22 protein-coding genes and 2 pseudogenes are annotated in these 23,938 nt (G+C 64.3%); 19 read left to right on the top strand and 5 right to left on the bottom strand.

Translation table 11 applies throughout. From position 1 onward, the window contains the following. Positions 1-45 precede the first annotated feature (45 nt). On the top strand, positions 46-270 hold the full coding sequence (locus tag MWM45_RS03500; RefSeq protein WP_247828175.1) for a hypothetical protein: 225 nt from the start codon (positions 46-48) through the stop codon (positions 268-270). A gap of 46 nt (positions 271-316) precedes the next feature. Here the strand turns inward: MWM45_RS03500 and MWM45_RS03495 are convergent, their stop codons facing one another. Then, positions 317-811, bottom strand: a complete 495-nt coding sequence (locus MWM45_RS03495; RefSeq protein WP_247828174.1) for a hypothetical protein — start codon at positions 809-811, stop codon at positions 317-319. Positions 812-867: 56 nt separating this feature from the next. Between MWM45_RS03495 and MWM45_RS03490 the strand changes: the two genes are divergently transcribed. Next, positions 868-1,236 carry a UTRA domain-containing protein gene (locus MWM45_RS03490; protein WP_247828173.1) on the top strand — a complete coding sequence of 123 codons (369 nt, stop codon included), beginning with the start codon at positions 868-870 and terminating at the stop codon, positions 1,234-1,236. A gap of 21 nt (positions 1,237-1,257) precedes the next feature. Here the strand turns inward: MWM45_RS03490 and MWM45_RS03485 are convergent, their stop codons facing one another. Beyond that, positions 1,258-2,052, bottom strand: a complete 795-nt coding sequence (locus MWM45_RS03485; RefSeq protein WP_247828172.1) for an inositol monophosphatase family protein — start codon at positions 2,050-2,052, stop codon at positions 1,258-1,260. Between the two features lie 338 nt (positions 2,053-2,390). Between MWM45_RS03485 and MWM45_RS03480 the strand changes: the two genes are divergently transcribed. From MWM45_RS03480 to MWM45_RS03420, 15 genes and pseudogenes are all read left to right on the top strand, one after another. Next, a complete protein-coding gene (locus tag MWM45_RS03480; RefSeq protein ID WP_247828167.1) occupies positions 2,391-3,245 on the top strand; it encodes a GntR family transcriptional regulator in 855 nt (284 codons plus the stop codon). Between the two features lie 19 nt (positions 3,246-3,264). Next, positions 3,265-4,206 (top strand): hypothetical protein, encoded by a 942-nt coding sequence (locus MWM45_RS03475; protein WP_247828166.1) that lies wholly within the window; start codon positions 3,265-3,267, stop codon positions 4,204-4,206. After that, a complete protein-coding gene (locus MWM45_RS03470) occupies positions 4,206-5,129 on the top strand; it encodes a choline/ethanolamine kinase family protein (RefSeq protein WP_247828165.1) in 924 nt (307 codons plus the stop codon). The genes MWM45_RS03475 and MWM45_RS03470 overlap by 1 nt, the downstream gene beginning before the upstream one ends. Continuing rightward, on the top strand, positions 5,129-6,394 hold the full coding sequence (locus tag MWM45_RS03465) for a Zn-dependent hydrolase (protein ID WP_247828163.1): 1,266 nt from the start codon (positions 5,129-5,131) through the stop codon (positions 6,392-6,394). The genes MWM45_RS03470 and MWM45_RS03465 overlap by 1 nt, the downstream gene beginning before the upstream one ends. 176 nt (positions 6,395-6,570) lie before the next feature. Further along, the gene (locus tag MWM45_RS03460) at positions 6,571-8,121 is read left to right on the top strand and encodes an alpha/beta fold hydrolase (RefSeq protein WP_247828162.1); all 1,551 of its coding nucleotides are present in this window, start codon (positions 6,571-6,573) and stop codon (positions 8,119-8,121) included. Between the two features lie 126 nt (positions 8,122-8,247). Beyond that, positions 8,248-8,604, top strand: a complete 357-nt coding sequence (locus MWM45_RS03455) for a hypothetical protein (protein ID WP_247828160.1) — start codon at positions 8,248-8,250, stop codon at positions 8,602-8,604. A 94-nt stretch (positions 8,605-8,698) separates the two neighbouring features. After that, on the top strand, positions 8,699-10,327 hold the full coding sequence (locus tag MWM45_RS03450) for a LuxR C-terminal-related transcriptional regulator (RefSeq protein WP_247828156.1): 1,629 nt from the start codon (positions 8,699-8,701) through the stop codon (positions 10,325-10,327). Between the two features lie 151 nt (positions 10,328-10,478). Continuing rightward, complete coding sequence (locus tag MWM45_RS03445) at positions 10,479-11,570, top strand: class I SAM-dependent methyltransferase (RefSeq protein WP_247828152.1); 1,092 nt, start codon at positions 10,479-10,481, stop codon at positions 11,568-11,570. Positions 11,571-11,607: 37 nt separating this feature from the next. Then, a complete protein-coding gene (locus MWM45_RS03440) occupies positions 11,608-12,282 on the top strand; it encodes a class I SAM-dependent methyltransferase (protein WP_247828151.1) in 675 nt (224 codons plus the stop codon). A 408-nt stretch (positions 12,283-12,690) separates the two neighbouring features. After that, complete coding sequence (locus MWM45_RS17725) at positions 12,691-12,930, top strand: recombinase family protein (protein WP_418909722.1); 240 nt, start codon at positions 12,691-12,693, stop codon at positions 12,928-12,930. Positions 12,931-13,172: 242 nt separating this feature from the next. Beyond that, positions 13,173-14,417, top strand: a complete 1,245-nt coding sequence (locus MWM45_RS03435; RefSeq protein WP_247828149.1) for an ATP-binding protein — start codon at positions 13,173-13,175, stop codon at positions 14,415-14,417. Next, complete coding sequence (locus tag MWM45_RS03430) at positions 14,414-15,829, top strand: DUF6414 family protein (protein ID WP_418909721.1); 1,416 nt, start codon at positions 14,414-14,416, stop codon at positions 15,827-15,829. The genes MWM45_RS03435 and MWM45_RS03430 overlap by 4 nt, the downstream gene beginning before the upstream one ends. A gap of 505 nt (positions 15,830-16,334) precedes the next feature. Next, positions 16,335-17,093 carry a hypothetical protein gene (locus tag MWM45_RS03425; RefSeq protein WP_247828145.1) on the top strand — a complete coding sequence of 253 codons (759 nt, stop codon included), beginning with the start codon at positions 16,335-16,337 and terminating at the stop codon, positions 17,091-17,093. A gap of 946 nt (positions 17,094-18,039) precedes the next feature. Continuing rightward, a pseudogene (locus MWM45_RS17720) lies at positions 18,040-18,588 on the top strand (bifunctional DNA primase/polymerase); the annotation flags it as partial. A 134-nt stretch (positions 18,589-18,722) separates the two neighbouring features. Further along, positions 18,723-18,971: a hypothetical protein gene (locus tag MWM45_RS03420; RefSeq protein ID WP_247828144.1), complete on the top strand. Its 249-nt coding sequence runs from the start codon at positions 18,723-18,725 to the stop codon at positions 18,969-18,971. Positions 18,972-19,081: 110 nt separating this feature from the next. Here MWM45_RS03420 and MWM45_RS03415 read toward each other — a convergent pair whose 3' ends face one another. Both MWM45_RS03415 and MWM45_RS03410 read right to left on the bottom strand, forming a co-directional pair. Continuing rightward, positions 19,082-19,735, bottom strand: a complete 654-nt coding sequence (locus MWM45_RS03415; protein WP_247828143.1) for a hypothetical protein — start codon at positions 19,733-19,735, stop codon at positions 19,082-19,084. Between the two features lie 122 nt (positions 19,736-19,857). Then, entirely contained in the window at positions 19,858-20,625 is a 768-nt protein-coding gene (locus MWM45_RS03410; protein ID WP_247828142.1) for a hypothetical protein, read from the bottom strand. Between the two features lie 863 nt (positions 20,626-21,488). Here MWM45_RS03410 and MWM45_RS03405 point away from each other — a divergent pair. After that, on the top strand, positions 21,489-21,950 hold the full coding sequence (locus MWM45_RS03405) for a recombinase family protein (RefSeq protein ID WP_247828141.1): 462 nt from the start codon (positions 21,489-21,491) through the stop codon (positions 21,948-21,950). Between the two features lie 9 nt (positions 21,951-21,959). Then, a pseudogene (locus MWM45_RS03400) lies at positions 21,960-22,607 on the top strand (recombinase zinc beta ribbon domain-containing protein); the annotation flags it as partial. 681 nt (positions 22,608-23,288) lie between these two features. Here MWM45_RS03400 and MWM45_RS03395 read toward each other — a convergent pair. Beyond that, positions 23,289-23,912 (bottom strand): TetR/AcrR family transcriptional regulator C-terminal domain-containing protein, encoded by a 624-nt coding sequence (locus tag MWM45_RS03395; RefSeq protein ID WP_247828140.1) that lies wholly within the window; start codon positions 23,910-23,912, stop codon positions 23,289-23,291. Between the last annotated feature and the right edge of the window lie 26 nt (positions 23,913-23,938).

The raw sequence follows: 23,938 nt of genomic DNA, 5'->3' as shown, positions 1-23,938 counted from the left end.
CGCACGGCCCTTGCCGCCCACGAGACGGCCCACCAGAATCGAGCGATGGAACAGCGAAGCCCTGAGGAAACCCTGAAGGAGTCATACCCCGGCATCGGGATCGCCCTCGGCGCGGGGGTCGGATGCGCCATCGGGGTGGCGATCGCCGGGGGCCCCGGCATCGCGATCGGCGCCGCCGTCGGCGCAGGTGTCGGACTCGTGGTCGGCGCGATCGCCCGGTCATTGTCCGGGCCATCGTCGGGGTCACCGTCGGCGAACGCCAAAGCTTGAACCCTGACGCGGCCGCCGCCACGAGCCCGGACGGGCAACTCGCCCGTCACGCCCTCAAGGACGGCCAATCCGCCCGCGCAGCCCAGATCAGGACGGCGAGCGCCGGGATGCTCCACAGCCAGAAGCCCCACCCGAACAGCATGAGCGCCAGGTGGAAGGCGATGACGCCGATCCAGCCGACCTTCGCCCACTGACCGCCGCGCAGGAGCAGGACCCCCAGGGTGGCCTCGCCCGCGGAGAGCGCGAGACCCCAGCGCGCCGGAGCGGCCATGAAGATGCTGTCCCAGGCCTTCTCGATCAGCGGGATGAACGACTCCTGGGCGAAGGGCGCATACAACTGCGGGTCGGCCATGACGATCCCGAGGTGCACTCCTCCCGTGAACAGGAAGAACCCGCCCACGATCTTCCGGGCCAGCCCTGTTCGCATCCGGCCCTCGCTGTGATCGGGCGCGGCTGGTCGGTCCTTCGTGATCCTCAGCATGGTCGCCTCGGCTTCCGGATGGGCCCGCACGACGGGCGGCGGAATCGTGTCCTCTTCCATTGTTTTGGTTCCGACCCTGAGGGACAGGGCCCTTGGTCCCCGGACCGAGACGAGGCATGAGCTCACGCGCCGCCCCGCGGACCTTCGGCCGGTCGTTGTCCGCCCTACCTGCACCGCCCCGATCCCGGGTTGATCAGGAACTGCTGCGGCTGCTGAAGCCGGCGGAGTCGTCGCCCGTCCTTCTGCTGGAGGGTGCGAGCTTCGACCAGCACGGACGGCCCGTCGAAGTCTTCTCGACCTGGCACCACCCGGACCACGTGGTGTTCGACATCGACATCCAGAGCGAACCCGCCGGGCGGGCCCCGGCCGACGGCTTGCCGTCGTCGCCTGCTACCGACGCCCCTGGCGCGGGCGCCGACCGGGCCCGCCGGCTCGGCGCGGATCTGCTCCACTTCGCCGACGACCTGTCGCGCAACGGTTCGTGATGACGGTGGAAAGCAAGCGTGCTAATCCGTGGCGTCCTGGCCTGGTAAGCCAGCGGTCGCCGCGAGATCCCGCAGCATACAATCGTGCAACTCGCGGGTGGCCGTGGCCAGACCGACTCCGGAATAGATCGAATCGAGTCCTCCGAAATCGGTGAAGATCCCCCCTGCCTCTCTCATGATGACCGGCATAGGAGCCACGTCGAAGGGCGAGACCGTGAAGTCGATCATCGCGTCCGCTTGTCCGGCCGCTACGAGCGCGTAGCCGAACCCATCTCCCCACGTACGGATGACGCCGTCCTGATTCTGAATCTGGTCGATAAGGTCGATCGGCCAGTCCTCGAGCCACGTCGAGAGGACATAGGCTCCCTGCACGTCGCGGCGGCTCGACGTTTCCAATCGCCTGCCCTGCCCGTCGAAGCATCCATGGCCTGACTGGGCGTAGACCAAACGATTCAGACTGGGTAGGGCAATGGCACCGAACTCGATTCCCCGGGCCGATTCGTACGCCAGGAGCGTGGAGTACAGCGGCACACCATGGATGAAGGACTTGGTGCCATCGATCGGGTCCATGATCCATCGGCCGCCGGACGTCCCCTCCACCTCCGGGAATTCCTCACCCAGCAGGCCGTCGTCCGGGAACTGACGTGAGAGCTCGTCGCGGAGATGTCGCTCCACGCTGCGGTCGGCCTCCGTAACGGGAGTTCCATCATCTTTCTGTTCCACGCGGAAATGTGCTTCGTCGAACCAGGACCGGGCCATGCCCGAGCCCGCCTCGAGGATACTCAGGGCATTTTGAAACCGTGCATCAATGGTCATGGTGCGTCCCTCGTCGAAGATGGTTGATTGCGACTCAGCGCCACCTGCACACCGATGGGCATCCCGCTCAGCAAGAACCCCACGCCCCGGATCCGCCCGGACTGACCGGTCCTGCCATGCCGACGTCGCCGACCTTCACCCTGTGTACCGTCCTGCACAGCGGTCGGAAGACCACGCAATGGTCTACGCGCTTGATCCAAAGGGCCAGGCCCCGGCGGCACTACGGCCATTGTGGCTCCTCGTGCTGCGGGTCGGGAAGAAGAGCGTCTGGACAGCGGGTGTGTTCCAGATCATATACTGGGCGCTAATTCCGCGAAGCCTACCGGCAAGAGAATTCAATGGTCCATTCAGATGCACCAATTAGCATTGACGCCATCGTCGATCGCCTCTTGATGCTGATGGCTGAGCTGAATGACCGCGGGGAATCAAGGCTCCCCGCCGAGCGAATCCTGGCGTCGCAACTCGGCGTGGCCCGCGGAACCCTGCGCAAGGCCCTGGAGTGGCTGCAGAGCGAGGGAATCGTGGAACGTCGGGTGGGCCGCAACGGCGGAACTCTCGTCCGGCAGGAGCATCCCGCACTGCAGTTGGGAGGACTGGACCCGCATGGTTCACTCAAGGTGGACCGCCAGCTGCACCGGATTCAAGGCATCCCGGCGCTACTGAGCGAGCAGGGGATCCTGTCGACCACTCGCGTACTCAGGACCGAGGAACGCGGCGCGAACACCACGGAGACCGCCGCCCTTGGCCTTGATCGTGGAGCGCGGGTCCTGGTCATCCTGCGCCTTCGCCTGGCGAATTCCGAGCCGCTCTCGTTGGAGCAGATGACGTTGCCGGCCGCGCGTTTCCCAGACCTGCTTGATCGCTCGTTGAACTCGTTGTACGAGATGTTCGAGCGGGACTACGGCGTCACCCTGGCGTCCGTGGACGAAACCATCAACATCTCCCTGGCCAGCGCGAGCGTCGCCCAGCTGCTGAAGGTCACCATCGGGACGCCACTGTTCGACATCGACCGGATCTCGCGGGACGAGGCAGGTGTACCCGTCGAGCTGTCGCACGACCTCTTCAACGCCACCCTCACCACCCTTACCCACACCGCGAACAATTGCGCGGATGACGTCGGCCTGGACCACCAGCGTCCCCTCGTGATGGAGCCAGATTCCACCGGGGAACGACGGCTGCGGAGCCACGCCTAACCATCGAAGGAGAAGTTTCATGCCTGTTCAGGAACGGCTTTCGGAGTTCACACGGATGCGCGATCTCAAGGAGATCCAATGGTCCGGCCCCATTCCCCAGCTGCCCTCCCCCAGCTGGTGGGCCTCCGACAACACGCTTATCCGTGGCCGGAGCGAGGAACACGGCCGGGTCATCGCCAAGGTGATGAGTCGCCATGCGTGGTCCTGGCGCAACCGCCACAGCATGATCCAGGCAGCGGTGGCGGCCGGCGAGAACGGAATCGGCCCGAGGGTCCACGCCTACGACCAGGAAATCGGCATCCTCCTCGTGGAGGAATTGGCGGACGACTGGCGCGTGGTGCGCCTGGACTACTACGCGGACCCTCAGTTCCGCTCGAACCTTCTCAGCACGCGTAGAGCCTTCGCTGCACTCGATCTGAACCTGGCCCCACGCAGTCCCATCGCCGACCTCATCCAGCTCGAAGAGGAGTGCCGCGATCGAGGAGTAACCCTCGATCCACGGGTCACCACCGGCGTCGAGCACCTGCTGCGCTTCAGGGAGGTACTGCTCGAGTACCGCAGAGGCGTCGAGCTCCGACCCTCGCAGGGCGAAGCGACCTCGTCCAATCTGATGGTCCATCGGGACGGCCAGGTGAGGATCGTCGGCTGGGGCTCAGCCGCACAGCTGTCCCAGGTCCATGACACGGCCCTCCTGGTCTCCGAGGCATGCCCCACGGTGCTCAGCGCGGAGGCACTGATCCGGGAGGTGATGCCGGAGGCCACGTCCAAGGACATCGCCGTGGTGCAGGTCATCTCGCTCATCGAGCACCTGCGCTGGTCCCTGCTCACCTCCCTGCGCGCGGCCACCGACCCGGACGAGGACCTCGACTCCATCAAGTACGGACTCTGGCACATGACCCTCGCCGAAATCGCCCTTGCCGACCGTCACTTCATGACCGAACTAGAGAAGGAACTGTCCTGATGACTACCCAGACCGACATCGACACACTCTCGGACAGCTCCGGCCGCAACCCGGAATGGGCAGGGTCCACACCGGTCGTCAATCCGGTCCCCGGGGGCCTGACGAACCACAACTTCCGGCTCTCCATGACCGGGATCGAGCACGAGATCTTCGCCAAGATCCCCGGCCCGGGCACGGAGGCGTTCATCGACCGCTCGGTGGCCAACGCAGCCGCCCGTCAGGCAGCAGAGGTCGGCATCAGCCCGCGCGTCCTGTTCTTCGACGCCGAGACCGGGATCGAGTATTCCGAGTTCCTCGGGGAGGGTTACCGGACCGCGACGACTCTCGACTTCCAGAGCATGGAACTTCTGGAGAAGATCATCGACATCTACCAGGCGTGGCACAAGACGCCGCCACTACCCCAGACCAAGACGATGCTGGACATGGTGGACGAGCACCTGGATCAGGTCCGCGGTTCTGCGATCGCCCTGCCCTCCTGGGCTGACGACGTCGTCGAGGCGTATGGTCGCGCGGCCGAGCGCTTTCGCGCCTCCGGGCTGACCCTTGTCCCCGCGCACAACGATCCGATGCCGGGCAACTTCCTGCTGGGAGACGACGGATCGGTGAAGCTGGTTGATTTCGACTACGCAGCCAACAACGAAGTGACCTACGAGCTTGCTCTTCTCTTCACCGAGATGTTCACCAGCGTGGACGATACCCGGGTACTCGTCCGTCGCTACCGGGGCAAGGACGACGAGCCGTTCTTCGCTCGTGTCATGGTGTGCCGCATGATCTGTGATACCAAGTGGGGGCTGTGGGGCCTGATCAACAATGCGGTCCGGGATGAGGAATTCGACTACTACAAATACGGCACCTGGAAGCTCTACCGCAGCTTCCTCGTCTCGAAGCACCCACAGTTCGAAGAGTGGCTGGATCTGATCTGATGGTCAGCGCTGACGACCGGGACGGGCTCCTGCGTACCTTCAGTGCATTCTCCGAGATCGGAGCGAAGAACGGTGGCCTCCATCGCCTGACCGGCACACCGGCCGATGGTGCAGCCCGGAGCCTTCTGACGTCCAGCTTCCAGGAACGCGGCTACACGGTGGCACGTGACGCGGTCGGGAACCTTTTCGGGTTCGTGCTCCCACCGGGCGAACAGCCCACGATCCTTCTCGGCTCGCACCTGGACTCGCAGCCGGACGGCGGACGATTCGACGGACAGACCGGTGTGGTGATTGCACTATGGGCAGCACGCGTTCTCGAGCCGAAGATCCGGTCAGGTGAGCTGCCGTTCAACCTTGGCGTGGTGAACTGGACCAACGAGGAAGGCGCCCGGTTCCAGCCGAGCGTGCTCGGTAGCAGCGTCTTCACCGGCCGCATCCCGGTCCAGGCTGCTCTTGGCGCGACAGATTCTCGCGGGGCCACGCTCGGAGAAAGCCTGACCGGGATCGACGCCCTGGGAACCGACGAGGTCCCCCTCCCCTCGGCCTACCTCGAGGTCCATGTGGAGCAAGGGGGCGTACTCGAACGCGAAGGTGTGGACATCGGCATCGTGGAGGGCGCGTGGGGCGCCCTGAAGCTGGACGTCCAGGTCACCGGCTTGCAGACACATACTGGCCCACCCCCTATGGCGGAGCGCGTTGATGCGCTGTACGCGACCGCACTCCTGATCACCGCGGTGCGCGACATGGGCCTTGGTCAGCCCGATGGTCGACTCCACACGACGGTCGGTTCTCTCCGGATCACTCCCGAGTCCCCGAACTGCACCCCGTCCGAAGTCCGCACCAAGGTCGAGCTGCGATCCGACGACCCCACGATCCTGACCGCTTCGAGGACCGAGTTCGACATGGTCCTCGCGGAGATCGGCCGGGTGACAGGGGCGAGCCTGGAAGTCTCTGCCGAGTCGCTGCGCGAGACGACGCGCATGTGGCCAGAAGGCCCCGAAATCCTGGAACGGGCAGCGACCGGCTGTCAGTTGTCGAGCCGACGCATGAAGACCGTCGCCGGACACGATGCCCTCGTCATGAACACCGCAGTACCGAGCATGCTCTTCTTTCTTCCCAGCGTGGGCGGACAAACTCACAACTGCCGTGAAATGACCGAGGACAGGGACCTGGTGAATGGGCTCAGCGTGATGGTGAAGGCGGTGGAGACCCTGGGGGAAGCTTTCGCGAGTAGCCCCGACGACGATGGAAATCCAGCCTCCTAGGACAGCGATGCATCTGACGGGATCGACCGGTCGCTCAACGGCCTCATGAGGGCCGAGGCCCTGCTGGAACTGAAGGAGAGCCGACCCGCGGACCTTCGGCTCTATCAGGGCCGGGAGCATCACGGGACGCTGAAGGAGGACCCTGGCCGCCACCTCCGGAAGGCAGACGACACCCGATGGCCACCGACCTCGACACGGACCCCACTCCCTCAACGCGCGTGCTGACGATGATGGAACCCGTCTGGGCCGACCGGCGGATCGGCGCTGCGGTCGCCTTGGCGGTCACCGCCGGCTGCGGACTCCTGCTGGGCTGGTGGACTCCCCGCGGTCCCCTCACCACCGCGGAGGCGCTCGGCACGATGCTCCTCTGCCTGATGGTCGGCGCCGCCGCCGGCTTCATCCTCCGGTCGCGGTGGACGATGCTGGCCGCCCCCGTGGTGGTCGTCGTCGTCTTCGAACTCACGCGCATCGGCACGGACGGGCCCACCGTGGACGAGATCTCCACCAGCCCCTACGGCATCCTCGCGTTCGTCGTCGGGCGCGGCTTCCACGCCCTCCTCGCCCTGCCCCCGATGATCCTGGGCGCAGCGATCGGCGCCGGAGCGGCGCGACGACTCACGCGCTCCCCCGACCAGACCCGCCGGGCGGGTGCCGGCGTCGTCGTCCGCCGTGCTGTTGCGGCCCTCACGGCAGTGGCGCTCATCGCGCTTGCAGTGGTCATCGCCCGACCGGCCGGCACCGATCCGATCCAGGCCGCGGACGGAGAACCCGTAGCCGGCAGCATCGCCGAACTCACGACGGTGGAGACCGGAGGCAAGGACCTCGGCATTATGCTGCGCGGTGTCGACGTCGAGAAGCCCGTCCTGCTGTTCCTCGCGGGCGGCCCGGGCGGATCCGAGCTGGGCGCCATGCGCAACCACCTGCAGGAACTGGAGGACCACTTCGTCGTCGCCACTCTGGACCAGCGGGGCACCGGCACGTCGTACCCGGAGCTGGATCCGGCGTCCACCCTCACCCTCGAGAGCTCTGTCGACGACGCGATCACCGTGACGAACGTCCTGCGGGAGCGCTTCGGCGAGGACCGGATCTACCTGATGGGCCAGTCCGGCGGAACGATCTACGGCATCCTCGCCGTCGCGCAGGAGCCGGAGCTCTACCACGCGTTCATCGGCACCGGGCAGATGGTGAGCCCGCTCGAGACGGACACCATCTTCTACGAGGACACCCTCGACTGGGCGGAGCAGAACGGCGATACCGAGCTGGTGGAGGAGCTGGAACGGATCGGCCCGCCACCCTATGCGGACATGCTGGACTACGAGACCGCGCTGTCCTACGAACACCAGGTGTACCCCTACGACCACACCGGCAATGCGGAGGGCGAGGGTGGGTTCTCGGAGAATTTCATCGTCCCCGAGTACACGCTCACCGACCAGATCCACCTGCTCGGCGCGTTCATGGATACCTTCTCGGTCATCTACCCCCAGCTCCAGGACACCGACTTCCGCACCGACGTCACCAGCCTCGACGTCCCCGTCTACTTCGTGCAGGGAGCCCACGAAGCCCGCGGCCGCGCCGAGCCGTTCGCCGAATGGTTCGAGCTCCTCGAGGCCCCGGTCAAGGAGACCACCGAGCTCGCGACGTCCGGCCACCGTCCGCTGTTCGAGCAGCCCGACGAGTTCGTGGCCTATCTGCGCGACACGGTGCTCGTCCGGACGCCGCCGTCCTGACCGGACCCGCGGCCGGAAGTCCTCGGATCAGCGGAGGATGCTGCAGCAGTGTGCAGGACGGGCCCCGCCACAAATACACGATTCACCCGACGCGGGGAGGGCATACGGCTCCATAGCCTCGTCCGCATGAACCTTCCCGTGATCGCCGGAACCATCTCGACCGTGCTGTTCGCCCTGTCGACGCTGCCGATGCTCCTCAAGGCCGTGCGGACCCGCAACATGGAGTCCTACAGCCTGGGGCACATGGCGCTCAGCAATGTCGCCAACATCGTCCACTCGGTGTACGTGTTCAGCCTGCCGCCGGGGCCCATCTGGATGCTCCACGCGTTCTACGGTGTGGCGTCGGCGCTCATGCTCGTCTGGTACCTGCGCTTCTCGAAGGCACCGCAGGAGGCCGGCGGCACCGGCGTCGACGTCGCAAGCGCACCCGGAACCCCCACCGGCGCCGACGCCGCGACGGCCGCCGGTCGACGCGCCACCTGACGCGCGGACGCGCGGGCGGCCGGGCGGCCGGGCGAGAACCCCGGCCCTCCGGCCGTGGTGCGGCGGTGCCGGCGGGACTACCCTTAATGTCCTGATGGACACCGAGGAGCTGACCGAACTCCTGAGCACCGGGCGGGCGGCCCACGCCCGGGGCGACTGGCGTGCCGCATTCGACGCCCTGAGCGCAGCCGATGCCACCACTCCCCTGGACGTCGACGACCTCGAACTGCTCGGCAGCGCCGCGTGGTGGAGCGGCAACGTGAAGGAGAACTGCGAGGTCTCGGAGCGGGTCTTCCAGCACCACTGCGAGAATCAGGCCCTGCCGCGAGCCGCGATGAAGGCGCTCGAGCTCGGACTCCTCTGGGTGAACCGGGGAGACCTCGCCGTCGGCTCCGGGTGGATCAGCCGCGCCCGGCGCATCCTCGGGGACCTGCCCGAAAGCCCCGCCCACGGGTATCTCCTCTATCTGGAGGCCGTCCTGGAGCTGGACTTCTCGGGCACCGCCCCGCCGTCGTCGTACGCCTCGCGGCTCCGCAAGATGAGCGAGCACTTCGCCGACCCCGCCCTGATGTCCTTCGGGCTCGTCCTGTCCGGACTCGCGGATGTGCGCAGCGGCGAGACGGCGCGGGGTTTCGCCGAGCTGGACGAGGCGATGCTGCCGGTGCTCGCCAACCGGATAGCCCTGGAGTGGGTGGGCGACATCTACTGCACGGTGATCCACATGTGCCACGAGCTCGCCGACTACCGGCGCATGCGGTCCTGGACCGCGGCCACCGAGCGGTGGTGCGCCCGCTTCGGCAGCGAGGTCATGTACACCGGGGTCTGCCGGGTGCACCGCCTGGAACTGCTGAGCATCGAGGGCGCCTGGCACGACGTCGAACCGCAGATCGAGCGCGCCAGCGCCGACCTCGTGGACAAGAACATCTGGGCCGCCGGCGAAGGCTACTACCAGCTCGGGGAGATCCGGCGGATGCGCGGGGATCCGGAGGGCGCGCGGGCCGCCTACGCGCTGGCCAAGAGCTGCGGCATCGAGCCGCAGCCGGGGCTCGCGCTGCTGGAGGCGGCGGACGGCGACGACGAAGCCGCCTACGCCGGGCTCCTCGCCGCACTGCAGGGGCGGGACCGGCTCGCGCGGGCGCGGCTGCTCGGCACGGCCGTCGAGGCGGCGCTACGGCTCGGGCTGGGACAGGAAGCCGAGGAGCTGTGCAGCGAGCTCGAGCACACGGCCGAACATTACGGGAGCGCCGGGTTCCGCGCGTGGGCGCAGAAGGCGCGGGGCATCCTGCTGCTCGCCGACTCCCACCCGGCCGACGCCCTCGCGTCCCTGCAGGGTGCCCGGCGGTTCTTCGAGGACGCCCGGGCCCGCTACCCGAGCGCCGTCATCCACCGCTGGGAGGCCCTGGCGTACGAGGCGCTGGGCCAGCCGCAGGCCGCGGCCTGGAACACCGCGGCCGCGCGGACCATCTTCGAGGAGCTCGGCGCCGTCACCGAGCTGCGGCCCATGGTGGCGCGCAGCGCACCGGGCGGACTGACCGCGCGGGAACTCGAGGTGCTCGCCGCGATCACCTCCGGCGCGTCGAACCGGGAGGCGGCACGGCAGCTGTTCATCAGCGAGAAGACCGTGGGACGGCACCTCGCGAACATCTTCGGGAAGATCGACGTCTCCTCCCGCACCGCCGCGGCGGCCTGGGCGCGGGAGAACGGCGTCGCTCCTAGCGGCTGATCGCTCTCCTCCCGACTCCCGCGGCGCCGTCGTGCATGATTCGCACCAGTCCGGCTCGCCGAAATGCAGTGTTTCCCCGAAGCAGCGCCGGGGCCCTGATTCCTAGGCTCGATGCAGCGGGACAAGCCCGCACGAACCCAGGGAGTACACCATGACAGTCAGTACGGAACTCGGAACGGCCGACGCCGACCTCGCGGCCGTCGAGGCGTTCGGTGAGCGGTGCATCGGCCTGCTCAATGGCGGCAGCATCGCCGTCCTCATGAGCATCGGACACCAGACGGGCCTGTTCGACACCCTCGCCACGCTACCCGCCGCCACGAGCGCGGAGATCGCCCGGACCGCCGGCCTCAATGAGCGGTATGTGCGGGAGTGGCTCGGCGGCATGGCGTCGGCCGGAGTCCTCGCCTACGAGCCGGCCGACAGGACCTTCGCCCTGCCCGCGACGCACTCCGCCCTGCTCACCACAGCCGCAGGGCCTGACAACCTGGCCCGCATCATGCAGTACGTCAGCATGATGGGCGAGATGGAGCAGCGGATCGTGGACTGCTTCCGGAACGGCGGCGGCCTCTCCTACACCGACTACCCGAGCTTCCACGCGATCATGGCCGAGGAGAGCGCCGGGGTGAACGACGCCGCGCTCATCGACACGATCCTCCCGCTGATCCCCGATCTTCCTGCGCGACTGCAGGCGGGCATCCGGGTGGCGGACATCGGCTGCGGCAGCGGCCACGCCGTCAACCTGATGGCGAAGGCGTACCCGGCGAGCACGTTCACCGGCTACGACTTCTCCGAGGAGGCCATCACCGCAGCCCGGGCGGAAGCCGCGAAGCTGGGCCTGGACAACGCCCGCTTCGTCCTCCAGGACGTCGCCCGGCTGGACGAGACCGACGCCTTCGACGCCATCACGGTCTTCGATGCGATCCACGACCAGGCCGACCCTGCGGGTGTGCTGCGCGCCATGTTCACCGCGCTGCGCAGCGGCGGCAACCTGCTCATGGCGGATATCAAGGCCTCGAGCAACGTGGAGGACAACGTCGAGCTGCCGTGGGCGTCGTTCCTGTACGCGCTCTCGACCGTCCACTGCATGAGTGTCTCGCTCGGACTCGACGGCGCCGGCCTCGGCACCGTGTGGGGGACGCAGCTCGCGCAGGCGATGCTCGGCGAGGCAGGGTTCTCGGACGTCGAGGAGAAGGCGATCGACTCCGACCCGTTCAACGCCTACTTCACGGCGTCGAAGGGGTGAGCCGGTCCTCCGGGGATCCAGCTACGGAAGGAACACCATGTCCGATCAGTCCGACACGCCGGACACCAACGTGGCCGGGCGGCCGGCACCGGAGGTGTGCCCCGACGGGCTTGTCACCGGAATGCGCCCGCAGACCTTCGATCATGGGCCGCGCAGCGCGTTCAACGCATGGGTCTTCCGTGCCCTCGATCCGTATTTCAACTACACCCTCACCCGGCACAAGAACGGCGCGTTCGCCGGCCTGGCACCCGGCACGGTCGTGGAACTGGGGGCGGGTGCTGGGGCGAACCTGGACCGCCTCCCGACCGGGACCCACCTGATCGCGGTGGAGCCCAATGAGCGGATGCACGCAGGCCTGCGGCAGCGCGCGTCAGAGCGGGGCGTGCGCATGACCCTGGTCTCTGGTGTCGCGGAGGCACTGCCGCTGCCCGACGGGTCCGTCGACGACGTGGTGTGCACCTTGGTGCTGTGTACGGTGCCGGACCTGGAGCAGACGCTGAACGAGGTCCGGCGGGTCCTGCGCCCCGGGGGCCGGTTCCGGTTCGTGGAGCACGTGGTGGCGCCGGCACGGAGTCCGCGGCAGTGGATGCAGCAGGCGCTCCGCAAGCCGTGGGGATGGCTGTTCGAGGGCTGCGATCCGGCACGGGACACCGTCGCGCGGCTGGTTCCCGTGTCCTGGTGTTCCCAGCTTTTAGATTCACCGCGAAGGTAGCGTAGGCCGCTCAGTAGCGCCTTCGGACGTATGCGGGAACCACCCAGGCCGTGACCGCTAAGCTTGTGAAGGGCTCGTAGCAGGCTAACTAGCCGCAATAGCCGCCGTTGGGCGGAGCATTGGCAACGCAACGATTGAAATCTAATTGGCGTTGCGAAGGAACCAGCGCCGAAGATTTTCCGCCGGGTACAGGCCGAGGGCGTAGCCAACGAGGAAGACCGCCCAGACGGCCAGACAACGGTCGTCAGGACGGCCTTTCACACGCCGTCGGGCTGGCTGATCACCTGCCCAGAGGAGTCGATCAGAAACAGGACGGTCGCTCGGGTCAAGGACCACCCGGCTCGAATCTCCTGCGGCGCTTGACTCACGAGAGCATGGTCAAGATTACGGCTCAGACCGGGGAAGCACATGGGACGCCGTAGCGCGCTGCCGCAGTCAACTGTCAACCGCATCAAGGAGGCCCGAGTTGACGCACTGAGCATGGCCAAGATCGCGGACACCCTCAACCAGAACGGCGTGGCCACCGCGGCAGGAGGCAGGTGGTATGCCTCAACCATCAAGCAGATCCTCGACTCCCGGAATGGAGGGAGAGCACTCAGCGGAGACACTCGGAACGGATCGCTTCGGATCACTCCAGTTCCGGCCTAGAACCAGATTGGGTTCCCACCTCCACTATTCACCGGTCTGTCGGCGACCGCAGTCCACACGGCCAACGGAACCGAAGCAAGGCAGAAAGCGAGCCGGCAGTATCGGGCTGAGCCCAAACTGTCGGTGGCCCTGGCGCTCGGGATGGCCATTAACGACCTATTCGCGGTTTAGAAGGAACAGGATGGCCCATGAGCACGCGTCGGCTGGACGGAGCTGTCAGAATTCGTAGATAGACTTTGGGCGTGAGCGTCACGGGCAATGGATTAGATCTTAGTTATGGCTCGATTCTGCGTGTGCGGCGTATTGACGAGGAGGCAGGCCGAGTCTGGTTTGACCGTCGCGATGGCGCTTCGGGTTGGCTTGGCGGGCCGCTAGTCGACACTGTGGAGGCGGGCCAGATCCTCTACATTCCGGACCAGGTCAATGATGACGATCCGGTCAGGGTGTTGTCCGAAGAAGACTGGCTAATCCGCGGTGGAGATGTTGCGACCGTAAGTTTGATTAGCGAGGATGGATCGACGGCCGTACTCGAACTGAACGGCAGGCACCAGACGTTCGCCCAGCGAGAGCCGGAGCCTTTCGTCAAGGGCCAGACGATTGCCGTCGATTCGGACGGGCGACCAGGACTCGTGCTGAGCAGCAAACCCATCGACCGATTCGGCCGCGCAGAGGACGATCTCGACCCCGCGAGTTTCATCCACACCCCAGGCGATGTGACCTTAGACGATTTTGGTGGTTCGTCGGTGCTGGTCGAAAGAGCGCTCGAGCTCGCGCGCGTCGCGCTTGATCCTGGGCAGCGGCTTAGAGAGATTGGCGTGAACCCTGTCAAGGGAATCCTTTTCAGTGGGCCATCAGGCACAGGCAAGACCCACCTCGCCCGCGTTCTGAGTAAGGAGCTCGGCACCCGCTTCTACCTAATTGACGGGCCTGAGATCGTCAATAAATGGGTGGGTGAAAGCGAGCAGCGGCTGCGTGCGCTCTTCCAGCACGCCGAGGAGCACGCGCCCGCCATCATCTTCTTCGATGAGATCGACAGCATCGTGACCAGTCGGGGAGATGACGCCTCGGAGCATTCGGGGCGCCTAGTTGGGCAATTCCTGACAGCCCTCGATGGATTCAAGGCCAGCCAGGGTGTCTTGGTAATTGCCTCGACCAACCTGCCCGGTGCGCTGGACACCGCGTTGCTCCGACCAGGGCGACTCACCTTCAAACTCGAATTTGATGGTTCCCCGAGCCCCGAAGACCGGTTGAAGATTCTGCGGGCATCAGCTCGTAAGGTGCGCGGTTCCGAGCACGCCGACTGGGACGTCCTAGTTAAAGCCACCGAGGGGTGGAGCGCCGCAGAGCTAGCCATGATTTGGACCGAGGCCGGTATCTTGGCAGTGGTCGACAAACGAGATGAGCTCTGCACGGAAGACATTACTGCCGGGCTAGTCCGCGCTGCTCGCAACCGCGACGTCTCCCGCCGTCAGGAGAGACAGGCATGAGAGTTCCCACCATCGTCAGGACGCCCTTCATTGCAGCTAGGCGTGCCTGGCGGCGGCGGCGCCAAGCACAGGAATGGAAACACAAACGACGCGAGTTTGTTTACCTCGACGAAACCAGCGTCACTAGCCTGGTGGCCGCTCGACACGGTTCGGTTCCCGAGTCATTTAAAGACACCCTCACTCTTACCTCCTCGTCCGAGGCTGGCTCCTCCCTAACGATCCCTTCGACGCCCGCCGCGCCCGGGGCAGGCGTGTCGACACGATCAACATCGGCTCGGACGACATCACAGGAAGTTGTGCGCCGTGCCGTGGCTCAAGGAACCTTCCGTAGCCTACGAATTGGCGATATGGACCTAAAACTCTCGGTCGAAGACCAACTGGGCAACCCCAAGCCGGCTGCGGTTTCCACTATAAATGCACTGTCGCATCACCTCCCTAAACTCGAGAAACAACACCGCGCATCGCGCATCCAAAATCTCCTCCGTGGGGATGTCCTCGAGGTGCAGGTCGAGCTCAGCCCCGAGCGGAGCTACCAGTTCATGACAGCAGTGTCTTCAACAATCGATCTCATCCAGGGACGCGCCGAAATATTCGGGATCGAAGAGAGCGCCATGGCAGAGGTGCAGCAAATGGTCGGATTACTCTCTGGTCTTCTCGTTGATCTGGTACCTCTTCAATCCCGGGTGACCAGCCACCGCCTCGTCATCGTCGATAACATTTCCTGGCTTGTCGACGTCTCGATGATCACGCCCGACAGCGCGCTGGATCGCGCCACGACCGAGGTCCAGCTTGTCGGAGTGACGGAGTTACCCCTCTACTGGAAAGACGTCCGCCGCGTTCTCTTCGCCGGCTCGACTTACTCGGTCTACGCTCGGCTCTCCAGGCCTGGGATCCAGACATCGTGGTCACCGGTGAAGCTCGCCGATGTGTTCGACCAATTCCTCCCTGACCTCGGCGACCAACTTCGCAGGCTTCCCTACCTATTTGACAGCGCCCATGGTGTCACGGACCGTGACAAGGTCCCAGTAGTTTCCGAGGTGCTTTGCGACAACGGGCTCATACCGTTCGGACACGATCTCGCGCAGCTGACGTCCCGAAACATCTCAAGAGAGTCATTGTTAGAGGTCGCTAGAGAAGCTGCACGCTCTGTAGACACGGCCGAGAAGCTCGACGATATGGGAATCGTACGAAATGCGTTCGAACAGGTGGTCAAGGCAGTCGAATCCTGCCCACCGCTCACCGAACCGCTCGAAATCGACCGGCATCTAGTGCGCACGCTGCGTTCGAGGCACCAGGAAGTTGCTCGACTCACGTTCCACAAGGAGTCCGCTGCCACCGAACAACCGAAAACTGAGGAAGAACACGAGCCTGCCGCTTTCCTCGAAGCCGAGGTGGTAGCGATTTACTGGTGACCGTGAGGTAGCAACTACGTTGTAGCGGTTTGCCTGTTTTGGTAGAGATCAATACCTCATGGAGGTATACAACCTGATCATTATGAGTTGGGATGTCACATTCAACGGTCGCGAACCACTTCCTGATCTAAGACTGTCCCGGGGCATACCTCGAAGCTCAGCGGGTAGACCGGTGGTCAGGCAATCCCGCTCGTCGGTATAAATGACACGCCCCGATCCTGAACCAGGACGCACCGCTCACGCTCGAGTGGCCACCCACCTCGACTACTCGATATTTCCGCTATCTCGACACGCTTTTTGCCTACGCGATTGCCACCCTCGCCTCCGTGCCGCGGTGATCCCATCTTGTAGATCTACCGCAAAGGTAGCGTAGGTAACTCAGTAGCCCTTTCGCACATATCCGGGAACACCTAGGGCGTGACCGCCACCCTTAAGAAGCGCGTGCAGCAGGCTAACCAAGGCGTGGCGCCTAGTACCGGGCACCCCTCCGGTGCAAGCTGACTACATGGACCACTTCGATCCCGCCCAGCAGGCGGACCGTTACCAGCGCATCCAGAATCACCCCGGCAGAACGGCGACCAGTCGGTGGGATTCCTTGCAGCGCATTCATAAGGTCTTACAGGCGAATGAGTCGGAGATACTCCAACTCATCGATGCTGTGCAAAATGACGAAGAAGCAGCCATTGAAGTGATGAGGAATGTGGGCCGAGCCGGTTCGGCGGAAGTCTACTTCGATGAATTGATTCGGCGGTCGCACAACTACCTGTCGGCCTTGAAGATGCTCGTGGATCATACGAGAAACCTGATGCGTCACTACGAGAACGAGCCGGTTGCGGTCGAGTATGCCCGCCGAATCCGAGAAGTTGTAGAAACTGGCCGCGCCCCCTTCCTTCAAAAGCTCCGTGACTACCTAGTCCACTACCAAATTCCTCCGTTCGCGCTGACCATCTCCTTCGCTAACGATGCTCCAGTGACGTTCGTTGTGGCACTTGAACGAGACGCAGCGTTGGAATATAAGGACTGGCCAGCGAACGCGAAGAAGTACTTGAAGCAACGGCCAGAGAAGATTAACTTCCGGGACGAGATAACTGCTTATTCGGCTGATTTGGAGGGTATCTACAGATGGTTGTATGAGCGCTTCACGGAACTTCACGGACACGAGATTGACGAGTTCAACAATTTGATTGTCGAATTTCAAGGAGCACGAAATACACCAGGACACCCTGATTACCAGTTGCCGCCCGTCCCGGAGGAGTTCGACTAACGATGGGCCGTGCCCGAAACCTAAGGACTCGACAACGCCTGGGCGGCTGCCATCGACGAGCTGGTGAGCAGAGAGGGCGTGTTGCAGGGGGGCCTGAACGGCGTGTCCCGCTTCGGCCGTGACAGCTACCAAAGCGCCGCGACTGCGTACTCCCCAATGATCGAGCTTGGCCCGAGCATCATGGCCGTTGACCGGTACGCGGACCTGAGTGGGCGAGGCCATGACCCTTTCTGCCCCGTCATCCCGGGCTTGTGGACCCCTTCCGCTCGGTGCTGTACTGGCCCCGGCGTAACCAGCCGGTGTTGGGTGCTCTCCTTATTTGAATAACTCTTCCGCCACCGGACCTTTGACCTCAGCCCGCGTCAACTGGTTCGGTGGGGGAACTGTGTCCGGGGTGGGTCACGCGTCACTCGCAGACAGAGTGTGGTGGGATGTTTCGCGGAATAGATCGTGCGCTTACAGCGAGGTTGGGACGTGAGAATGCCCGTAATCAATTTCTAGCATGGCAGTCGCTGATACATCAGTAGATGGAACCAGAGGAGTACTGGCATAACGCCAGTGAGAAGAGGTGCCGGAGAACGTCCGGCCTGTACGAGCGCACTCTCCTCAGCTCGTTTCTTCACCAAAGGAACGACCATGTCCACTGAGCAACATTTCGAATCGAAGGAACTCCCGCAGGGCTGCTACGAGCGCCTGTTGCGGATCCTCTTCGGCGACCGCACCACGTCTGACGAGCGGCCGGACTGATGGTCACAGACAAAGGGCGACGCCGAATAAGCGAAGCCGCACGGCGGCAGATGTCCGACCCAAAAGCGCGAGCCAGGCTCTCAGCCCTACACAAGGGGAAGCCAAACCTTGGCGTGCACAACACCAACCACTGCAACCGGCAGATCGTGAAAACCGGCTGCCCGTGGTGCGAAACACAGAGAACGGGGAGCGACACCGAATGAACGACGCGGGCTGGAAACACTCACGGGACACCGACTCCTGGAGCGGCGGTGCAGAAGTGGTAGGTCTACGGAACCCATATGGCACCCCGAGCGGGCTGACGGCGGCACTCGAAGCGGCGAGCAAGGGCTACTACGTACTGCCGGTACGCGGTAAGCGGCCGCTCGTGAAGCGGCGCGACAAATCGACCTGGACAGCCAAACCATTTGTGGTTGATTTAAGCAATGGCCCGACGCGGGTTACGGCATCGACACCGGCAAGACAGGGCTGGTCGTGGTTGACCTCGACAACAAGGACGGCAAGGACGGGCTGGGACGCGCTGACAGGCCCTCTCGCCCTTCCGGAAGGGCTGACGGTCCATACTGCGTCCGGAGGCCAACACAGGTACTACCGGGGCGACGGCGTCCGCAACAGCGCCGGGACAATCGCGGAAGGCGTGGCCGTTCGGGGTGAGGGCGGGTTCGTCGTCGGCCCAGGATCGACCGTGGGTGGCAAGAAGTACCAGACGGAGGGCGGGAAGGTGCCTCCTGCGGTCTCGGAGCTACGGGAGGCACCGGAAGCGCTCCTGTCCCTCGTGAGGTCACGAAAGGCCGAGGGGAAGCCCGAGAAGTGGGAACACAGCACAGGGACCGAGGTCCCCGACGAAACCAGTCTGCCGCGCTCGGTCCAGCAGGTGTACACGTGGCTCTGGCCCGCGAACTCACGAAGGTCACCGGCGTTGCCAAGGGAACCCGGAACGACGTCCTCAACCGGGCAGCATTCAACCGCGGCCAACTGGTCGGAAGCGAACTCCCGGAATCGCTGGTGCGCGACGCCTTGACCGAGGCTGCGACGCAAGCGGGTCTCGACAGCGAGGAGGTCGGGCCGACAATCGAATCCGGACTGGCGCAGGGGATGGCCCAACCTCAGAGCGCTAGTGAAGGAATTTAGCAGATTGAACGGCTTGCCTGCTGCCGACGGGTTGGATGAACTCGACCGACTAGATGAGGAGGACGGAACTTGACCAGCGATAAGGTTGAACCGCGCGCGCACGCGAGAGATCAGTACAACGACTCCGCTGGCACGTCGATGAACTCGACATGCTCTTTGCCTTGGTTGTCGGTGTACTCCACCCGGATTTGTGGGTCACCGGTTCTATACAGCAACATGGAGGGCCAGCCTCGGAATAGTGGCACCTGCTCTTTGGCGCGCAGTTCGTCCCACAACTCTTGGTCGAGCTTGAAATCTGATGTCTTCGGTGTCACGTACAGGGCGTATGCATCCCCCGGCCCCCAATTCTTTAGCGCCCAAGACGACATCGGGAAGTCGTGTTCACGGACGATCTCTAATCGCACTCGGGATGCATTCCGGTGTTGTGCGGTCAGCAATTTCATCTCCCGCTCACTCAACATATTGATGTGGAGTGCTCGGCGTGGTGCTGGGTCCGTTATGGGCTTTGGCTTCGATCCGCGTTCGGCGGGCGGGTCCGAATGCTGAGGAGCTTCAGGCACAAAGGTCCGCTGCTGCCGTTTTCGCCCATCCTCAACGATCGCGAGAAGGCGTCCCCATCTGGCTACAACCCACTGCGTGGCAGCCTTGAGCCAATCCCGCCCGCGCTTCGTCAGCAGGCCCCACAGTCCCCCAATGATGGCGACTGCCAGCCCGCCGATGACGGTGCTGCCAAGTGGCGTATTAGCGAAGTCCCCAAGTCCCATAAGCGAAAGACTAACAAGGGGCGCACGTTCGGGAAGCCACCCGCTGAGGACGCCGCTGTAGAAGGACGGATCGGCGCGCGTTACGACTTCCGTATTGCCAGACAGCGGAAGGGTGCGCGGGCTCAGAATGGCACATCGTTACGCGTAATCGCTTTCCACTCGTTGCCCGCCTTGCCGTTGGTGTCGTCCCACTGCACGAGCAAATTGAACTCTTCGTCATACACCATCAGATTGGGATCGACCATAAGCCTCAGCTTTTCATCCTTTGACAGCGATGGTGCGTACCCGTTGCGGATCGTAACGTTGTTCATGTTACTGCTCACAATCACTTCCTGCGCATCTCCTGGCCCGACATTTTCCAGCCAGACGACGCCGACGTCTTTCTCATCTTCTTGCACGTGCCAACGTGCGGGAAGCGCTCTTGGCTGCGTCGGTTTGGACAGGGGCGAACCGGACCGGGCGAGCAGGAGTTCCTTGGTGTTCTTCAATAACGTCGAATCAAGTTCTTTGAGGTCGGCGTTCAATTTCTCATTTTCTGCCTTCAGGCTTTTGTTTTCTTCTTGTAGACGCGTGAGATTGTCCCCGATCACGCTCATCTTCGCGTCAGTGTCCTCCTTCGCCTTCGTGATGCGAGAGTGATCCTCCATTGGCGTCCGAAGGCGCACCCACTTATCCACCAGCCAGCCCCACGCTCGTCCAATCCAGACCTTTCTTGGCGGAGTCCGGTTCTGTTGCAGCGCGACAAGTCGATTGTGGCGGTTGACGCGAACACTGATCACCACGGCCAGTGCAGCGAGAACGACACCGATCAGGGCAATGGTGCCCGCATTATCCCGGGCAAACGCTTCGACGACGTTGGGTGCCGGTTCTTCGATCTGTGTCTGCAGCATGAGACTCCTGAGGTTCATACCGATGACATTAGCGAAACCAGTGGACGGTCTCGGGCTCGTGTGTGCATCCGGCGACGCACATCCCCGTGTCATGTGCGCGCTCCGGAGGCCCACGGAGGAGCTTCCCGAGCCTGGGAGGTCCGGAACTGCCGCAGGAACACGCCAGTTCGAGGGCACCCTTCTGGAGCCTCCCCCGCGAGGGACTACGGCTGGCAGGGGATCCCGCCAATCAAGACATCTGGGTTGATGGCCCGATACGCAGGTGTGCGAATAGCCGCTTGTTGAGGTGCAAATTCGCATGTTTTTCTGGGATTTTCGGCACCACCACCCGTACGACCAGCGGGGAACCACAGTGACCGCCGTACTAATGCTTTTGGAGGATCTTTGGCGAGACATTCTCGCCGCTGAGTCCACACGTGACTATGTCATCAAAATGATGAACGACAGTCCTGGCAGCCGCCACGAGATACAGCCGACTCTGGATCGCGCGAACGCTGAGGTTGCAAGGCTGAGAGACCTGCGGAACGACTGGATAACAGCGCCCAACCTGACCTGGAGGGACTTGTGACGACCACTGTCGATTCCGGCCCGAGCACTGCACGTGTGGCTGCGGTGCAAGCACCCAGCGCCGGTTCCGCCCGGGTCACGACCTCAAACTCAGAGCTGCGTTACAGCTCAGTCACCGTGAGTGCCGCAAGGTCACCGTAAGGCTCGGCGACCGCCGACACGAGGTGTCCGCGCTCGAAGCCGCCAGCTACTTGGAGACCGTACGCAGCGACTGGCCCGCATATGTCACCGGCTGAGCACGAACGGCGCACGAGCCGCCCCTTTACCACCACCAACCACCCAGACGGAGTGTTCAAGTGACCGAGTTGAAGCCAGGAGCAGCACGAGCCGCCTACTACCTGCGGGTCTCCACAGTAAAACAGGTGGACGGGACAAGCCTGGACACGCAACAGGCTTGGTGTCTCGCCCATATCGAATCGAACGGCTGGCAGGACGTCGGAGGCTACATCGACGCCGGCGTAAGCGGTGCCAGCGACAAGCGGCCCGAGTGGATGCGCTTGCTCACGGACGCCCGAGCGGGGCTGATCGACGTGGTTTACGTCTTCGACCTGGACCGGTTCACCCGGGACATACTGCACGGCCTCCAGGCCACCCGCGACCTTCGGGAACTCGGGGTCAAGCTCTTTGACGCCGAAGACCCGACCACCGACACTGCAAGCGCCGACCAGCAACTCATGACGGGTTCCCGTCTGCTGATCGCAGGAGGAACGGCGGAAGATCCGCGAGCGGACGATCCGAGGTCAGCGGGCCAAGCTTGAAGCGGGGCTGTGGCCGGGTGGTCGGCCGTCCTACGGGTGGAAGCTGGCAGGGGTAAAGAAGACCGCCCACCGGTCCCGAAGGAGGACGAGCGCGGAAACCTCCATCTGATGTTTAAGTGGCTGGTCAATGACGGGCTAACCGTGGGCCAGGTGACCGACAGGCTCAACGAGGCCGGGATCAAGTCGCGTAATGCTCACCAGTCGAAGCATGGTGGCCGGTGGAGTCACGTGGTGGTCCGGCGCGTGCTGTCGAACCCGACCCTTCACCCGGCCTGCTTCATCTGGGGGGAACCGGGGGGAGGCTCAACCGACTCGCGATCACACAAGACGAAGGTGGACCGGAACGGCAAGCCACTGCACGGTGAGCCGAGGAAGATTGAACTGGGGAACCCGGTATTCACGGCGTCAGAGTTCCGGTTTCTCAATCGCGCTTTGGCCCGCCACCCTCGAACGGACTCGATTGCCGCGCCGCAGGTCAGGCAGATGCTTTCGACCAGGCTCTACGGCGAGTGCGGGAAGCACTACATTGGCGTGCAGATCAAGGGCAAGGACTACGACGTGTACCGGTGCTCAGGGCGACGGCACAGAGGAACGGGCACAGCGGCGGAACGCTGCCAGTGCAAGCAGGTCAACGCGCAGAAGTTGGACGCGAGGGTCTGGACCGAGGTCCAGGGACTGCTGTCGGACCCGGCGCGTCTGCAGGCTATGGCGCGGCAGTGGCTGGAGTTGGACGACGCGGAGGACACGACCAGTGAGACCGTTTCCCGTTCGCTGTCTGACCAAGTGCGCAAGCTGGAGCGTGCGCTCGACCGGGCGAAGAATACGGTACTCCTGGACGACGACCCGGAGGACGCACGCCTGCGGGCGGAGCGGTTCAAGGCGCAACTTGCCAAGGCGCGGGCGACGCTGGACGCGGTCGAGGCGCTGAGGGTGGACGCGCAAGCGAAAGCTGACCGGTTGATGGATCTGTCACGGTTGGTGGAGCGCGCCAAGGTCCGGCTGGCGTCGATGGAGGTTGCGGTGCGTCGGGAAGTCCTCGACCTGCTGGGAGTCAGCGTGGTGATGGGTGACCTGATCGAGTCGGAGCCACAGGTGCTGACCGTCCAGTGTCAGATTGATCCCAAAATGTTTGTCAGTGAGTCCGAGACGCCGAGTAACCCTAAGTACGGGGCCCCTGGAGGCGGCGGGGTCCTCGGCCCTCGCGGTCGAGCAGCGGAAGTTGCGCCATTCGGTGTTCCTGCCGATCAACACCTCGGTGTGGGGCATCGCGACCCGCTGACTCTGGGCGGCGGGTCCGCGCACTCAGGCGGAGGGCTGCGACGCGGACCCGAGGGCGAGTCAGGAGCGCACCGGCAACATCGTCTCCAGATACGCGATGATCGCCGCCACGCCCGCCTCGAACCCGAGCTCCGAGCGCTTACCGTCCAGGGACGCACCGGCGAAGGCACCGTGCAGTGCGGGCTGGCCCTCCGCGTCGGCGAGCCAGGACAGCTCCGGTGACGCCATGTCCAGCGCGGACCCCAGCATGAAGCTGTCGAGGACGGTCACGGCCACCACGACGTCGTTCGCCGCGAAGCCCTGCTCCACGAACACCGCGGCGAGGTGCTCGTAGATGTCGAGCGTCGCGGTGTCCGTCACGGCCTCCCCCACGAGCAGCGGGATGGCCTTCGCATGCAGGCCCAGGGCGCTGCGGTAGCTCCTCGCCCACGCCGCCGCCCGGTCCCGCCAATCAGGACCGGCTGTGAAGAAGTCCCCCGACGCCAGGGCGTCGGAGCCGATGACGGACCGGATCCCGTTGATGATCTCCGGGCGTCCGTGCACGTGGTGGTAGATGGAGGACGGGCTGACCGACAGTTTCTTTGCCAGCCCCGGCAGCGTGAAGTCCCCGAACTCGTCCACCAGCTCCAGCGCTGCCCGATAGATCTTCTCCGGCGACAGAATCGCCTGGCGTGGCCGCCCCATGTTTCCCCCTCTGTACCGGCGACTGT

Source organism: Arthrobacter antioxidans (assembly GCF_023100725.1).
In the GTDB taxonomy this organism is placed as follows: Bacteria; Actinomycetota; Actinomycetes; order Actinomycetales; family Micrococcaceae; genus Arthrobacter_D; species Arthrobacter_D antioxidans.
Note: the sequence above shows the minus strand (reverse complement) of the source record. Positions and strands in the feature narration are given on the sequence as shown.

Excerpts from the sequence above, each read along its gene's own strand:
- MWM45_RS03500 (WP_247828175.1), top strand. The coding sequence starts at position 46 with ATGGAACAGCGAAGCCCTGAGGAAACCCTGAAGGAGTCATACCCCGGC.
- MWM45_RS03495 (WP_247828174.1), bottom strand. The coding sequence starts at position 811 with ATGGAAGAGGACACGATTCCGCCGCCCGTCGTGCGGGCCCATCCGGAA.
- MWM45_RS03490 (WP_247828173.1), top strand. The coding sequence starts at position 868 with ATGAGCTCACGCGCCGCCCCGCGGACCTTCGGCCGGTCGTTGTCCGCC.
- MWM45_RS03485 (WP_247828172.1), bottom strand. The coding sequence starts at position 2,052 with ATGACCATTGATGCACGGTTTCAAAATGCCCTGAGTATCCTCGAGGCG.
- MWM45_RS03480 (WP_247828167.1), top strand. The coding sequence starts at position 2,391 with ATGGTCCATTCAGATGCACCAATTAGCATTGACGCCATCGTCGATCGC.
- MWM45_RS03475 (WP_247828166.1), top strand. The coding sequence starts at position 3,265 with ATGCCTGTTCAGGAACGGCTTTCGGAGTTCACACGGATGCGCGATCTC.
- MWM45_RS03470 (WP_247828165.1), top strand. The coding sequence starts at position 4,206 with ATGACTACCCAGACCGACATCGACACACTCTCGGACAGCTCCGGCCGC.
- MWM45_RS03465 (WP_247828163.1), top strand. The coding sequence starts at position 5,129 with ATGGTCAGCGCTGACGACCGGGACGGGCTCCTGCGTACCTTCAGTGCA.
- MWM45_RS03460 (WP_247828162.1), top strand. The coding sequence starts at position 6,571 with ATGGCCACCGACCTCGACACGGACCCCACTCCCTCAACGCGCGTGCTG.
- MWM45_RS03455 (WP_247828160.1), top strand. The coding sequence starts at position 8,248 with ATGAACCTTCCCGTGATCGCCGGAACCATCTCGACCGTGCTGTTCGCC.
- MWM45_RS03450 (WP_247828156.1), top strand. The coding sequence starts at position 8,699 with ATGGACACCGAGGAGCTGACCGAACTCCTGAGCACCGGGCGGGCGGCC.
- MWM45_RS03445 (WP_247828152.1), top strand. The coding sequence starts at position 10,479 with ATGACAGTCAGTACGGAACTCGGAACGGCCGACGCCGACCTCGCGGCC.
- MWM45_RS03440 (WP_247828151.1), top strand. The coding sequence starts at position 11,608 with ATGTCCGATCAGTCCGACACGCCGGACACCAACGTGGCCGGGCGGCCG.
- MWM45_RS17725 (WP_418909722.1), top strand. The coding sequence starts at position 12,691 with ATGGGACGCCGTAGCGCGCTGCCGCAGTCAACTGTCAACCGCATCAAG.
- MWM45_RS03430 (WP_418909721.1), top strand. The coding sequence starts at position 14,414 with ATGAGAGTTCCCACCATCGTCAGGACGCCCTTCATTGCAGCTAGGCGT.
- MWM45_RS03425 (WP_247828145.1), top strand. The coding sequence starts at position 16,335 with ATGGACCACTTCGATCCCGCCCAGCAGGCGGACCGTTACCAGCGCATC.
- MWM45_RS03415 (WP_247828143.1), bottom strand. The coding sequence starts at position 19,735 with ATGGGACTTGGGGACTTCGCTAATACGCCACTTGGCAGCACCGTCATC.
- MWM45_RS03410 (WP_247828142.1), bottom strand. The coding sequence starts at position 20,625 with ATGCTGCAGACACAGATCGAAGAACCGGCACCCAACGTCGTCGAAGCG.
- MWM45_RS03395 (WP_247828140.1), bottom strand. The coding sequence starts at position 23,912 with ATGGGGCGGCCACGCCAGGCGATTCTGTCGCCGGAGAAGATCTATCGG.